Annotated in this window: 16 protein-coding genes; 5 read left to right on the top strand and 11 right to left on the bottom strand. The window is 68.4% G+C overall.

The window, feature by feature from the left end; genetic code table 11:
- Positions 1 to 155: 155 nt before the first annotated feature.
- On the bottom strand, positions 156 to 572 hold the full coding sequence (locus AC5P66_RS03785) for a hypothetical protein (RefSeq protein WP_049439130.1): 417 nt from the start codon (positions 570 to 572) through the stop codon (positions 156 to 158).
- Positions 573 to 629: 57 nt separating this feature from the next.
- Positions 630 to 1700, bottom strand: a complete 1071-nt coding sequence (locus AC5P66_RS03780) for an aldo/keto reductase (RefSeq protein ID WP_049439129.1) — start codon at positions 1698 to 1700, stop codon at positions 630 to 632.
- 110 nt (positions 1701 to 1810) lie between these two features.
- On the opposite strand from AC5P66_RS03780, the gene AC5P66_RS03775 reads away from it, so the two are divergent.
- Positions 1811 to 2725: a LysR family transcriptional regulator gene (locus tag AC5P66_RS03775; RefSeq protein WP_180879842.1), complete on the top strand. Its 915-nt coding sequence runs from the start codon at positions 1811 to 1813 to the stop codon at positions 2723 to 2725.
- Between the two features lie 30 nt (positions 2726 to 2755).
- Here AC5P66_RS03775 and leuE read toward each other — a convergent pair whose 3' ends face one another.
- Positions 2756 to 3385 (bottom strand): leucine efflux protein LeuE, encoded by a 630-nt coding sequence (gene leuE, locus AC5P66_RS03770; RefSeq protein WP_049417162.1) that lies wholly within the window; start codon positions 3383 to 3385, stop codon positions 2756 to 2758.
- Positions 3386 to 3399: 14 nt separating this feature from the next.
- Positions 3400 to 4371 carry a LysR family transcriptional regulator gene (locus AC5P66_RS03765; RefSeq protein ID WP_049439127.1) on the bottom strand — a complete coding sequence of 324 codons (972 nt, stop codon included), beginning with the start codon at positions 4369 to 4371 and terminating at the stop codon, positions 3400 to 3402.
- A gap of 91 nt (positions 4372 to 4462) precedes the next feature.
- Here AC5P66_RS03765 and AC5P66_RS03760 point away from each other — a divergent pair, with 91 nt between their 5' ends.
- Positions 4463 to 5470 carry a zinc-binding alcohol dehydrogenase family protein gene (locus AC5P66_RS03760; protein WP_049439126.1) on the top strand — a complete coding sequence of 336 codons (1008 nt, stop codon included), beginning with the start codon at positions 4463 to 4465 and terminating at the stop codon, positions 5468 to 5470.
- Positions 5471 to 5631: 161 nt separating this feature from the next.
- Here the strand turns inward: AC5P66_RS03760 and AC5P66_RS03755 are convergent, their stop codons facing one another.
- Complete coding sequence (locus AC5P66_RS03755; RefSeq protein WP_049439125.1) at positions 5632 to 6237, bottom strand: glutathione S-transferase family protein; 606 nt, start codon at positions 6235 to 6237, stop codon at positions 5632 to 5634.
- Between the two features lie 45 nt (positions 6238 to 6282).
- On the opposite strand from AC5P66_RS03755, the gene AC5P66_RS03750 reads away from it, so the two are divergent.
- The 3 genes from AC5P66_RS03750 to AC5P66_RS03740 all read left to right on the top strand — a co-directional run bounded on the left by AC5P66_RS03750 (position 6283) and on the right by AC5P66_RS03740 (position 8988).
- Positions 6283 to 7839 (top strand): DNA recombination protein RmuC, encoded by a 1557-nt coding sequence (locus AC5P66_RS03750; protein ID WP_495216087.1) that lies wholly within the window; start codon positions 6283 to 6285, stop codon positions 7837 to 7839.
- A gap of 71 nt (positions 7840 to 7910) precedes the next feature.
- Positions 7911 to 8306: a hypothetical protein gene (locus AC5P66_RS03745; RefSeq protein ID WP_100477396.1), complete on the top strand. Its 396-nt coding sequence runs from the start codon at positions 7911 to 7913 to the stop codon at positions 8304 to 8306.
- A gap of 136 nt (positions 8307 to 8442) precedes the next feature.
- Positions 8443 to 8988, top strand: a complete 546-nt coding sequence (locus tag AC5P66_RS03740; protein WP_049417173.1) for a glutathione peroxidase — start codon at positions 8443 to 8445, stop codon at positions 8986 to 8988.
- An 85-nt stretch (positions 8989 to 9073) separates the two neighbouring features.
- On the opposite strand, the gene AC5P66_RS03735 is transcribed toward AC5P66_RS03740, so the two are convergent.
- From AC5P66_RS03735 to AC5P66_RS03710, 6 genes are read right to left on the bottom strand one after another with little or no spacing between them, the layout of a single operon-like run.
- Positions 9074 to 10087 (bottom strand): MlaA family lipoprotein, encoded by a 1014-nt coding sequence (locus AC5P66_RS03735; RefSeq protein WP_099486009.1) that lies wholly within the window; start codon positions 10085 to 10087, stop codon positions 9074 to 9076.
- Position 10088: 1 nt separating this feature from the next.
- The gene (locus tag AC5P66_RS03730; RefSeq protein WP_049417176.1) at positions 10089 to 10400 is read right to left on the bottom strand and encodes an STAS domain-containing protein; all 312 of its coding nucleotides are present in this window, start codon (positions 10398 to 10400) and stop codon (positions 10089 to 10091) included.
- Entirely contained in the window at positions 10390 to 11052 is a 663-nt protein-coding gene (locus AC5P66_RS03725; protein WP_049417178.1) for an MlaC/ttg2D family ABC transporter substrate-binding protein, read from the bottom strand. The genes AC5P66_RS03730 and AC5P66_RS03725 overlap by 11 nt, the downstream gene beginning before the upstream one ends.
- The gene (mlaD, locus tag AC5P66_RS03720) at positions 11049 to 11573 is read right to left on the bottom strand and encodes an outer membrane lipid asymmetry maintenance protein MlaD (protein WP_005411706.1); all 525 of its coding nucleotides are present in this window, start codon (positions 11571 to 11573) and stop codon (positions 11049 to 11051) included. Before mlaD ends, AC5P66_RS03725 begins: the two co-directional genes overlap by 4 nt.
- 59 nt (positions 11574 to 11632) lie before the next feature.
- Positions 11633 to 12382, bottom strand: coding sequence for an MlaE family lipid ABC transporter permease subunit (locus AC5P66_RS03715; RefSeq protein WP_005414955.1), 750 nt, complete (start codon positions 12380 to 12382; stop codon positions 11633 to 11635).
- Positions 12382 to 13170: an ABC transporter ATP-binding protein gene (locus AC5P66_RS03710; RefSeq protein WP_014039019.1), complete on the bottom strand. Its 789-nt coding sequence runs from the start codon at positions 13168 to 13170 to the stop codon at positions 12382 to 12384. The genes AC5P66_RS03715 and AC5P66_RS03710 overlap by 1 nt, the downstream gene beginning before the upstream one ends.
- Positions 13171 to 13194 lie beyond the last annotated feature (24 nt).

The raw sequence follows: 13194 nt of genomic DNA, 5'->3' as shown, positions 1-13194 counted from the left end.
GGAAGGGGTGACTGAGAACGACAAGTTCCCGAGTGTGACCGAACGCAGCGCAGCATTACCACTGACGGGGGTCATACCCGACGCGCCGCGCGCTGCACCTCGATCAGGCTGCCGGAATCGGCATAAAGCAGGCCGGACCCCCGCGCCGGGCGACGTCAGGGCATGGCGGGCCAGTGGCAGCCGTCTTCCTGCCAGGCCTCGACGTCATCGTGGAAAGAGGTCCTGCGCCCGTCACGGGCACGCTCATAGCTCAGGTCCAGCACCAGCGCGCCCTGGGTACTCAACAGGTAGCGGCCGTTGAGGCGGCCGTCGATGCGCTCTTCCCACACGCTGTCGAACTGGTAGGGACGATCCTCTGCCAGCACCGTGGTCTCCATCGAGACCCGGCGCAGGGGCAGGCGCCCGCGCTGGCCGGCGTAGCGCACGTCGGCCGCGCCGTCTTCCAGCCAGCGCCATTCCAGGTGGATGCTGTCGTTGCGGCCGCCGGTCAGGCAGCGATGGTCCTGCACGGTGGCGCCAGAGGCGGTGCCGGCGAACAGCAGGGTCAGGGCGAAGCCGGTCAGGCGGACCATCCACGCGCATCCATTGCAGAAGGGGGGCCAGCATAGCCCGCCCTGCCTGCCATGCCCTCAGCGCCCGCGCGGCCGCAGCTGGGTGCCGCCGCTCATCAGCATCCGCGGCAACGGCATCCGCAGGAAATCGTGCGGGAACGACGGTGCCACCGCACTGATCGCATCGAGGTGGGCCAGGGCCTCGGCCGGCAGCACCAGCTGCAGCGCGTCCAGGTTGTGCTCGAACTGCGTCAGGGTGCGGGCGCCGATGATCGGCAGCGCGCCGGCGCCGGGGCGCTGCAGCAACCAGGCGAGTGCAACCTGCGCAGGCGAATGCGAAAGATCGGCAGCGATGGTTGCGACGTCCCCGGCAATCTGCAGCGAACGCGGCGTCAACGCACCATTGATCAGGGCCACGCTGCGGCGCGACCCGCCGGGTGTGGCTGGCAACGCCTCGGCGCTGGCGAGATCGGCCGTGCTGTACTTGCCGGTCAGCACGCCGCTGCCCAATGGCGACCACGCCACCACGCCCAGCCCCAGCGCGTCGGCCATCGGCAGCAGTTCATGCTCGACGCTGCGCTGGATCAGGCTGTACTCGATCTGCAGCGCCACCAGCGGCGACCAGCCACGCAGGTCGGCCAGGGTCTGCATGCGCGCGATCTGCCAGGCCGGCGTGTCCGAGATGCCGGCGTAAAGCACCTTGCCGCTGCGGACCAGGTCGTCGAAGCCCCGCATGACTTCGTCAACGCCGGTGGTGTCGTCCCAGGCGTGCAGGTACAGCAGGTCGAGGTAGTCGGTCCCCAACCGCCGCAGACTGTCCTCCACCGAGCGCAGCATGCTCTTGCGGTGGTTGCCGGCGTTGTTGGGGTCACCGGGGACGGTGGCGAGGGTGTACTTGCTGGCGATCACCAGCCGGTCGCGCTGGCCCTGGGCGAACCGGCCAAGCAGGGTTTCCGCACTGCCGTTGGTGTAGTTGTTGGCGGTATCGATGAAGTTGCCGCCACGTTCGACGTAGGTGTCGAAGATGCGGCGAGCCTCGGTTTCGTCCGCGCCCCAGCCCCAGTCGGCGCCGAAGGTCATCGTGCCCAGTGCCATCGGGCTGATGCGAAGGCCGGAGCGGCCGAGCAGGCGGTAGTGGTCCAGCGACATGCGGGGGTCTCACAGGAAGGCGACGGTGCCGCCGGGAGGCATAGCATCGGCCGACCGTTCCTGTGGATAAACTGGATGGCACCGGACTCACCATGAAGAGTGGCTTCACAATGGATCCCTCCGCACCGTTGTCGGCGGTGGTCGCCTTCGTTCACGTCGCCGACCATGCCAGCTTCACCCGCGCTGCAGATGCGCTGGGCATCTCCACCTCGGCACTGTCGCAGAGCGTGCGCGCGCTGGAGGCGCGGATGGGCGTGCGCCTGCTGCAACGGACCACGCGCCGGGTCGGCCTGACCGAACACGGTGCGCGCTTCCTTGAACGTGTACGGGGCGGACTGGAGCAGATCGATTCGGCGTTCGCGGACCTCGACAGCGCGCGTGCGGTTCCGGCCGGGAAGCTGCGCGTCACCCTTCCACGCATCGTGGCCGAGCGCCGGGTGCTGCCGGCACTGCCTTCGTTCCTGGCGCGCTATCCACAGGTGGACGTGGAGCTGTGCGTGGAGCCGGCGTTGACCGATCTGGTGGCCGAAGGCTTCGACGCCGGTATCCGGCTCGGCGAGTCACTGGCGCGCGGCATGATCGCAGTGCCGATCGGACCGCCGGAGCGGCAGGTGGTGGTGGCCACGCCCGGCTACTTCGCGCAGCACGGCATTCCGGCCAGCCCGCACGAACTGCAGGGCCATGCATGCATCGTCCACCGCCGCGCCAACGGCCGGCTGATGCCCTGGGAGTTCAGCCGCGATGACCATGACCTGGAGGTCGAGGTCAACGGCAGGCTGGTGTTCAACGATGCCGAGCTGGCCCACGGCGCCGTGCTGGCCGGGCTCGGCATGGCGCAGGGGTTCGCGTCACTGGTGGCCGATGACCTGGCATCCGGGCGCCTGCAGGCGGTGCTGCAGGACTGGCAACCGCCGTTCCCCGGCTTCCACCTGTATTACCCCGCGCGCGAGCACATGGCACCGAAGTTGCGGGTGTTCATTGACCATCTGCGCGCAGGACTGCACGGCGGGACGGGGCCCACCTAGGCCGGCAGGCGTAGCGTCGAGCCTGCGCTGTCAGCCGTTCAGCCCCAACCGGATGCCGAACCCGACCAGGAACAGGCCGGCCACGCGGCGCAGCGCGTCGCTGATCCGCGGGTGCTGGATCAGCCGGCGACGGGCCAGGTTGCCCACGCCGATCAGCATCGAGCAGTAGGCGATGCTGACCACCAGGATGATGCCGGCCAGCGCCGCGAAGGTGGCGATGCCCTGGTGTGCCTTGGGATCGATGAACAACGGCAGGAACGCCATGTAGAACAGGATCGCCTTCGGGTTGAGCAGGCTGACCAGGATCGCCTGCTGGAAGTAGCGGCCCGGCTGCATGCGGATCGGGCCGGCATCACCGCCCTCGTGCTTCGGTGTGCGCAGCAGGCCGATGCCGACCCACACCAGGTAGGCCGCACCCAGGTACTGCACGGCGTGGAACACCAGCGGGTTGGCCTTGAGCAGCGCGGCCACGCCGGCCAGCGCCAGCCACATCAGGATCTGGTCGCCGACCAGCAGGCCGGCCAGTGCGGTGTAACCGCCGCGCACGCCACCACGGCCGGTGGCGGTCAGCAGGGTGAAGGTACCGGGACCGGGCAGGGCGAGAAACACCAGCACGGCGACCAGAAACGTCCACAGGTCCTGGATGCCCATCCACGGCATGGCGGTGTTCTCTCTTACGGGGGGCCGCCATTGTCGGCCAGTGCCGGGACTGGCGACAGGGGGCCGGCAGGACCTTCGGGCATGCCAGACAGCAGAGGTTGCAGGTGCTGGCGCAGCTGCGCGTGCAGCTGCCGCACCGCGGGCGAGAACTGCTTGCGGTGCGGGCAGACCAGCTGCAACGGTATGTGGCTGCCGATGCCGTCGAGCAGCAGCTGCAGGCGCCCTGCGAGCACATCCTCGCGCAGGTCCAGCCAGGATTTGTAGGTGATGCCTTCGCCGGCCACCGCCCAGCGCCGCACCACGTCGGCGTCGTCGCAGACCAGCGGGCCGCGCACCGGAATCACGCTGCGGCGCCCGTCGACCTCGAACGACCAGCGATCGTAGGCGCGGCCACCGAGCTGGTAGACCAGGCAATCGTGCTCACGCAACTCGTCCAGGCGGGTGGGCGTGCCGCGCCGCTGCAGATAGTCGGGCGACGCCGCGAGTACGCGCCGATTGCCTTCCAGCAGGGGCAGGGCGACGTAGTTGGCGTCGTCGAAGTGGCCGATGCGGATGGCCACGTCGACCGGGTCGCGGAACACGTCGGCCACTTCGTCGGACAGGCGCAGGTGCAGGCGCAGCCGTGGGTGCGCGGCGCGAAAGGCGCTCAGCCAGGGCAGCAGCAGGTTGCGGCCGAAGTCCGACGGGGCCGACAGCTGCAGGGTGCCGTGCAGTTCGGCGTCTTCGCCCTGCACGCGCGCCTGGCCCTCGCGCAGGGTGGCCAGTACCTCCTGCGCATACGGCAGGTACAGCGCCCCCTCGCCGGTCAGGCGCAGGCTGCGCGTGGTGCGCACGAACAGGCGCAGGTCCAGCTCGCGTTCCAGCCGCGCCACCGCCGCAGCGACCTGCCCCGGCAGCAGGTCGGCTTCGCGGGCCGCCTGCGAGAAGCTGCCCAGTGCGGCAGTGCGGACGAACAGCTGCAGATCGTCGAAGCGGATCATCTTCATCGCCAGAGTGAAAGTGCTGCCCGATTCTGCGCCTTTCTGAGGGACCGCGTGCGGCGCAACCTGTCGCCTCCTTCCCCACTGGACCGCTGCCATGCGCGCCATTGCCTACACCCAAGCCGGCCTGCCGATCGATGATGCCCAGGCCCTGATCGACATTGAACTGGGACTGCCGCAGCCCGGCCCGCGTGACCTGCGCGTGGCGGTACGCGCGGTGGCGGTGAACCCGGTCGACACCAAGGTCCGCCGTGGCGTGGCCACCGATGGCCCGCGCGTGCTGGGCTGGGATGCGGTCGGCATCGTCGACGCGGTGGGCAGCGAGGTGACCCTGTTCCAGCCCGGCGACGCGGTCTACTACGCCGGCGTCATCGACCGCCCGGGCAGCAATGCGCAGTACCAGCTGGTGGACGAGCGCAGCGTCGGGCGCAAGCCTGCCAGCCTCGATGATGCCGCCGCCGCCGCGCTGCCACTGACTGCAATCACCGCCTGGGAGCTGCTGTTCGACCGCCTGCGCATCCCGGAGGGGGGTGGCGAAGGCCAGACCCTGCTGGTGATCGGTGCTGCCGGTGGTGTCGGTTCGATCCTGGTGCAGCTGGCGCGGAAGCTGACCAGGCTGACCGTGATCGGCACCGCCTCGCGCCCCGATACCCAGGACTGGGCGTACGCAATGGGGGCACACCACGTGATCGACCACAGCCTGCCGCTGGCCGAGGGACTGGCGCGGCTCGGCATCAGCGAGGTGCAGCATGTCGCCAGCCTGACCCACTCCGACCAGTACTACGCGCAGATCGTGGAACTGCTGGCACCGCAGGGCCAACTGGGGCTGATCGATGATCCTGGCCAGGTGGACGTGATGGCGCTCAAGCGCAAGGCACTGTCACTGCACTGGGAGTCGATGTTCACCCGGCCGCTGTACCGCACCGCCGACATGCAGCGCCAGCACGACCTGTTGAACCGTGTGGCCGAGCTGATCGATACGGGCGTGCTGCACACCACCCTGGGCGAGCACTTCGGGCGCATCGACGCGGCCAACCTGCGGCGCGCCCACGCGCTGCTGGAAAGCCAGCGCGCCAAGGGCAAGATCGTGCTGGAAGGCTGGTAGCACGAAGCGCTTTCTGTAGAGCCGAGCCCGCGCTTGGCTGCTGTTCGCATAGGGGCCTCAGCCGAGCATGGGCCCGGCTCTACAGCGCTTCTTCCACGCATGACGTGGATCAGCCGTGTCGACCAAGGTCGACACCTACCAAGAGCTGCGGGAACCACGGCTCACGCCACGCCGTTGTCGACGTGGGTGGCGAAACCGGGCTGCTCGCGCAGGCGTTCGAACCATGCTGCGAGGTGTGGCAGCGCCGGTTTACTGCCCGGCGTGCTGCGCCAGCGTTGGGCCGACAGCCCCAGCACGACATCAGCGAGGGTGAAGGCGTTGCCCGCCACGTAGCCGTTGGTGGCGGCCAGCTGTGCATCAAGCACAGCCATCAGCCGGTTCCACTGCGCCAGGCTGGCCTCGGCACGGGTGTCATCGGGGTAGTCCGGGTGCCGCCGCACGCGCGCCATGAACACGTGCCGCCAGGCGCTGTTGAGGTCGCTGGCCTGCCAGTCCATCCACTGCTCGACCCGGGCGCGGCCCTGTGCCGTACCGGGCAGCAGGTCATCACGGCCAGCGCGTACGGCCAGGTAGCGGCAGATGCTGTTGGATTCCCACAGCACGAAGTCGCCATCGCGCAGGACCGGCACCTGCCGGTTGGGGTTCAGCGTGGCCAGCAGGTCAGGTGGGGGGGCCGGCTCGTGATGCAGGGGCAGATCCAGCCCCGCGCACAGCCACAGTACCTTGCGCACGTTGATGGAAGTGGGCTTTCCGTATAGAGCGGGCATGGTCCTGACGCAGCAGCTGAGACTCTGCCAGCCTACACTTGCCCCATGCAAACCGAATACCTGCTCATTGCCGGCCTTCTATTGGCTGTGCTCATCCTGCAACTGGTCGCCCTGCTGCGCCGTCCGCCGCATGACCGCCTGGAACAGGCCGTGCGCGAGGAGGCCCGCGCCGGGCGCAGCGAACTGCGCGAACAGCTCGATGGCTTCGCCCGCGCGCTGACCGATCTGTCCACCCGCACCGATCAGCGCCTGGACCTGCTGCGCGAAGCGCTGGGCGAAGATGCCCGCAAAGCGCGCGCTGAAGTGGCCGACAGCCAGCAGCGCGGCGCAGCGTCGATGGGGCAGCGGCTGCAGGAACTGCGCGGCCAGCTGGAGACCTTCGGCCAGCAGCAGGAGGCACGCATCCATGCGTTTGGCCAGCAGCTGCAGGAGCTCACTGCGCGCACCGATACCCAGCTCGGGGCGCTGCGCCAGACCCTGGTGGACGATGCACGCAAGGGCCGCGAGGAGGGCGCGCAGTCGCAGCAGCGCCTGACCGACAGTCTGGGCCTGCGCCTGCAGGAACTGACCCAGCGCAACGAGCAGCGCATCGCCGAGATGCGTGCCACGCTGGAGGAACAGCTGCGCGCGCTGCAGAACGACAACGCCCAGAAGCTGGAGCAGATGCGCCACACCGTGGACGAGAAGCTGCAGTCGACGCTGGAAACGCGGCTGGGCAACTCCTTCAAGCTGGTCTCCGAACGCCTGGAACAGGTGCAGCGTGGCCTCGGCGAGATGCAGCAGCTGGCCACCGGCGTGGGCGACCTCAAGCGCGTGCTGACCAACGTCAAGAACCGCGGCAGCTGGGGTGAAGTGCAGCTGGAGAACATCCTCGAGCAGACACTCACCCAGGAGCAGTACGCGCGTGCGGTGAGGGTGCGCCCGGATAGTGGCGAGATGGTTGATATCGCCTTGCGCCTGCCGGGCCGCAGCAGCGACGACACGCCGGTGTGGCTGCCGATCGACTCCAAGTTCCCGCGCGAGGATTACGAGCGCCTGCTGGACGCACAGGAACAGGGCGATGCCGAGGGCGTACGCCTGCAGGGCATCCAGCTGGAGCGCGCGGTGCGCGTGCAGGCCAAGTCGATCTGCGACAAGTACATCGTGCCACCGCACACCACGGACTTCGCGGTGATGTTCCTGCCCACCGAAGGCCTGTATGCCGAGGTGATCCGGCGCCCGGGCCTGGTCGACCTGCTGCAGCGCGAGCACCGTGTGGTGGTGGCCGGACCGACCACGGTCACCGCGTTGCTCAACAGCCTGCAGATGGGCTTCCGCACGCTGGCCATTGAAAAGCGATCCAGCGAAGTGTGGAGCCTGCTGGGTGCGGTCAAGAGCGAGTTCGGGAAGTTCGCCGGCATCCTGGAAAAGGCCGAGAAGCAGATCACTACCGTTGGCCGCAGCATCGGTGAGGCCAGCCGCAAGACCCGCACCATCGAACGCCGCCTGCGTGGCGTGGAGTCGCTGGCGTCCGAACAGGCGCAGTCGCTGCTCGGCGACCTGGCCGAGGGTGATGCGGCGGCCGAGGAGGAAGGCAGTGACAGCGAGGGCGACGAGGCCTGAGCCACGCTGACACGCCGCCTGCATCGCCGATGGGTATGCTGGCGGCCTGTCCGCTTCGACCAGGTACCGCCATGCGCCTGCCCCGCTGCACCAGCCTTGTCCTGACCGCGCTGCTCGCCGCCTGCAGCAGCGCGCCAACGACCGTGGACACGACCACGCGGGCCGCCTCCAGCACCCCCGAAGCGGACGAGGCCTACCGCGAAGCACGAGACGTGGACTGCCAGGCCGCCGGTGGCACCCTGCAGCGGCTCGGCCGGCTGCAGCGCGAGCAATGCGTGATTCCCTATGCCGACGCCGGCAAGGCCTGCAGCCGCAAGAGCGACTGCAGCGGCCAGTGCCTGGCGACGGGAGAGGTGGTGGCCGGCGTCGTGGCGACAGGCACCTGCCAGCGAGATGCCAGCCAGAACTTCGGTTGCCGCCAGCGCATTGATGACGGCAAGGCGCAGGGCACGATCTGCGTGGATTGAATCCTCGCGCCGGCCGCTGGCCGGCAGCCTCATGAACCCGTGCGAACGGTCGCACGATTGCCGGCCAGCGGCCGGCACTACCGGCATCGCGCGGCGCTATGCTGGTGGGCCATTCCCGCCGTAGCCGGAGCCTCGCGTGAGCACCCCGATCCAGGACATTCCCCTCACCACCATCGACGGCCAGCCGTCCTCGCTTGCCGACTACCAGGGCAAGGTGCTGCTGCTGGTCAACGTCGCCTCCAAGTGCGGCCTGACCCCGCAGTACGAAGGCCTGCAGGCGCTGTATGCGGAAAAGCATGCGCAGGGCCTGGAAGTGCTGGGCTTCCCCGCCAACAACTTCCTTGGCCAGGAGCCGGGCAGCGAGGCCGAGATCCAGCAGTTCTGCCAGCTCACCTACGATGTCAGTTTCCCGATGTTCTCCAAGATCAGCGTGGCTGGCGAAGACACCCACCCGCTGTACCAGCAGCTGACCGCCGCGCAACCGCAGTCGATCGGCGAAGGCCCGCTGCGCGAGCGCCTGGCCAGCAAGGAGATCCCGATCCATCCGGCACCGGCAGTGCTGTGGAACTTCGAGAAGTTCCTGGTCGGCCGCGATGGCAAGGTGGTTGCACGCTTTGCCCCGGACGTGGCGGCCGATGACGTGCGCCTGCGTGACGCCATCGAGGCCGCGCTGGTGGCCTGAGCAAAGCGTGCCAATCCAGGTTGGCACCTGCCGGAAAAGAAAAACCCCGCCGAGGCGGGGTTTTTTCATGCACGGGTTGCAGCGATCAGTTGCTCCAGTTCGGCATCGGCATCGCATCCACGGGGATCGGCGAATTGGCATCATCATGGCCGCGGTCGCGCTTGCTGCGCAGATCGTTCTCGATCTGGTAGTTGCGGCGCTGCATCCACGCATCGCGCACCAGCGAGTACTCGTCCACGGCGGTGTCGCGCAGATCGTCGATCGCCAGCAGCTGCGCGCGGGTATCGACCAGCTGCAGGCCCTGCAGGCCGATGCGGACCTTGTCCTCTTCGATTCGGCGGATCGGCGACAACGGGATGTCACCGGCCAGGCCGAACACATCGCGCACGGTACGCGGGCCGAAGAACGGCAGTTCCACGTAGCGCGAACGACGCCAGCCCCAGGCACCCAGGGTCTGGCCGAAATCTTCATTGCGACGCGGCACCATCGCCTTGCTGGCCGGATCGAACAGGCCACCGATGCCCAGCGTGCTGTTCATCAGGAAGCGGCCGAGGCTGTCCCACGCATCGGCACCGCGGCCCTGCAGCAGCTGGTTGGTGATGGTCACCGGCGCACGCAGGTTGCTGAAGAAGTTGCTGACGCCGGTACGCGCGAAGCGCGGCACCACATGGGTATAGGCGGTGGCCAGCGGGCGGGCCACACCTCGGTCGACCGCATTGTTGAACTTGTGGACCTTGCGGTTGAAAGGTTCCCACGGATCGTAGGCCGCCGCACTGCCGGTGTTGCCGGTGCCACCATACAGGGCGTCGAAATCATCGTCGCTGGCGGCGGAGGATGCTGCGGTCTTCGGTGGGCTGGCCTCTGCGCCCTGCGGCGCAGCTGTCGGCGCCGCAGCGGCAGGCGTCGCCGGGTTGGCCACGGAAGCAACCGGAGCAGTACCGACCACGCCGGTATCGGCCGTTGCGGCCGGCGCTTCGGCAGCAGGGCCGGCCGCGACCACGGTGCTGGCGACCGGTGCGTCGCTGCGCGCGGGCTTGCCGGCACAGGCGGTCAGGGCGGTGGCCAGGAGGATCAGGGGGAAAGTGCGTACGACGTTCATGTCAGCTCGCAGCAGAAGTAGCGTTGAAGTCCAGGTCGGGCGACAGCCGGTAGGCTGCGCTCAGCTCGTTGAAGCCGGCCGGCGCGCCGGAAATGGCCAGCGCATGGCCCGCCTTGCGTGCCCGGGAGGCCAGTTCGGCCAGCAGGGCCAGGCCGGCGCTGTCCACGCGCTCGACCTCACCCAGCTCCAGCCGCGCCAGCTTGGCTGGCAGGGCCTGCAGTTGCGGCCACAGTGCAATCACCGCGGCACGGTCGAGCACCCCGCGCAGGCGCAGGGTGTCGCCTTCCAGCAGCGCCAGTGCGTTACTTGCCATTGCCCGCCGGCCCGGCCTGCATGCTGCCGCTGCGCAGCTCGCTGGCCACCTGCTTGATGCCCTTCTGGCGCAAGGGAGTATCGAACTGGTTGCGGAAGGTCTGCACGTAGGAAATGCCTTCGATGTTGACGTCGAAGATCTTCCACTGGCCGTTCACGTTGCGCATCCAGTACTCGACCGGGGTCGGTTCGTTGCCGGCGCGCACCAGTTCGGTGCTGACGCGCACGCCACGGTTGCCCGGCAGCGGGCTTTCACCCTTCAGGCGGAAGCTCGGCTTGCCCTGGATGTTGAGCAGGGTCGAACCGTAGCGCTGCATCAGGCTGTCGGCCATCGCATCGGCGAACAGCTTGATGTCGGCGTCGGAGGCGCCGCGGGCGTGCGGGCCCAGCACCAGGCGTGCCGCATAGTCGCGGTCGAAGGTGCGGTTCAGTTCGCTGTCGATGTAGCTGCGCAGGCTGGCCGGGTTGCTGCTGAACTCGCTGCGGCGCTGCTGCAGCGTGGTCAGAATGCGCGTGCTGGCGTCGATCACCACCTTGCCGGCCTGGCCCTGCGCTGCGGCAGCGGCCGGGGCGGCCGCCTGGGCCTGGGCAAGGAACGGGGTGGCCATCAGCAGCGCCGAGGCGAGCAGGGCGGGGATCAGTTTCATTTTCATGGTTGCGGTTCCGTTGCAGGCGCCTGCGCGCCATCGTTGGGCTTCTGAGCGGCGCCGCCACCGGCGCCGCCACTGAACATGTACTTGCCAACCAGCTGGATCAGGTCCACCGCCGGCTGGGTGAAGACGATCTCGTCACCGGCCTTCAGCACGTCCGGGTCACCGCCCGGCTGCAGACCGATATAGCTCTCGCCGAGCAAACCACTGGTGAAGATGCCCGCCGAGGTGTCCGCCGGCAGGTCCTTGACCTTGCTGTCCATGCGCAGGGTCACGATGGATTCGAACTTCACCGGATCCAGGTCGATGGAGGCGACCTGGCCGACGGTGACGCCGCCGATCTTCACCGGCGCCTGCTTGCGCAGCTGGCCGACCTGGGAGAAGCGCGCCTTCAGCTCGTAGCCCTGGCTGCCCCAGCTCCAGCGCTGGTTGGTCGAGGCCACGGCCAGCACCATCAGCGAGGCCAGGGCCAGCAGCAGGAAGGCGCCGACGGAGAATTCGAGTCTGGGACCGCGGATGGCCATGTGGATTACCTGATCGAGTCGTGGTGGCCGCGCGCGCATGCGCACCGCCGGTGGAGGGGTTAGGTGAACAACATTGCCGACAGCACGAAGTTGAACATCAGCACCAGCAGCGAGGCATTGACCACCGCACGGGTGGTCGCCACCGAGGTGCCCTCGATGGTCGGCTCGGCGTGGAAACCAACATAGGCGGCGACCAGCGCTGCGGTGCCGCCGAAGATCGCCGACTTCAGCATCGCCACGCCGAAGTCATCCCAGAAATCGACGCTGTTGCGCAGTGCCGACCAGAACACGCCATTGTCCAGGCCCAGCACGTGCACCGCTTCGAAGTAGCTGGCGCTGATCGCCAGCGAGCAGAAGATGCCGGTCAGCAGCGGCACGGTCAGCACCGCCGCCCAGAAGCGCGGCGCGACGGCTTTGGCCACCGGGTCGATCGCCATCAGCTCCAGTGCCTTGATCTGATCGGTGGCGCGCATCAGGCCCAGTTCGGCGGCGATCGAGCTGCCGGCGCGGCCGATGAACAGCAGCGCGGTCAGCACCGGCGCCAGTTCCCGGTACAGCGACAGGCCGAGCAGGGTCGACAGCGCGTCGGCCGCACCGAAGGTGGTCAGCGTGCGGTAGCCCTGCAGGGTCAGCACCAGGCCGACGAAGGCACCACCGACGGCGATGATCGGCAGCGAGCGTGCGCCGATCTTGTAGATCTCGCGGGTCAGCTCGGCCAGGAAATCACGGGTCGGCAGCGAACCACGCAGCACGGTCAGCGAGAACAGGCCGGCGCGACCCAGCGAGCGGGTGGCTTGGACGAACGGCATCAGGCGACCCTCGCGCGCGGCGCGGCATCGAACGGAATGGGGCCATCGGGCTGGCCGTGCAGGAACTGCCGCAGCAGCGGGTCCTGGCTGGACTGCAGCGCCTCGGGCGTGCCCTGGAACACGATGCCGCCATTGGCGATGGCGATCACCTGGTCGCAGATCGGCAGGGTCTCGTGCACGTGGTGGCTGACGATGATGCTGGTCAGCCCCAGGCTGTGGTTGAGGCGCTGGATCAGGCTCATGATCACGCCGGAGGCGATCGGGTCCAACCCGGTCAGCGGCTCGTCGTAGATCATCAGTGGCGGATCCAGTGCCAGCGCGCGGGCCAGCGCCACGCGGCGCGCCATGCCGCCGGACAGTTCGCGCGGCCAGGCATCGGCAGCGGCCAGCAGACCCACGGCGTGCAGCTTCATTTCCACCAGGCGGCGCAGCACGGCGGTCGGCAGGCGGGTATGCGTGCGCAGCGGCAGCGCGACGTTTTCGGCGACGGTCAGATCGGTCAGCAGGCCGTTGCCCTGCAGCAGCACACCCACGCTCTTGCGCATTTCCAGCAGCGCGCCGCTGTCATGCGGAATCGGCTTGCCGAACAGGGTGACCTCGCCGGCGACCGGACGCAGTTCGCCGGTCAGTGCCGCCAGCAGAGTCGACTTGCCACTGCCGGACGGGCCCAGCACGGCCGTGATGCTGCCCTTGGGCACCTGCAGCGACACGTCACGCAGGATCGTGCGCCCGCTCCGGTCGATGCGGACGTTGGATAACTGCACCAGACTGGAGGTGGAAGCCGACATGGGCACCATTAACGTTTTTTAGAC

Source organism: Stenotrophomonas sp. YJH_SMC_122 (genome assembly GCF_059369535.1).
Note: the sequence above shows the minus strand (reverse complement) of the source record. Positions and strands in the feature narration are given on the sequence as shown.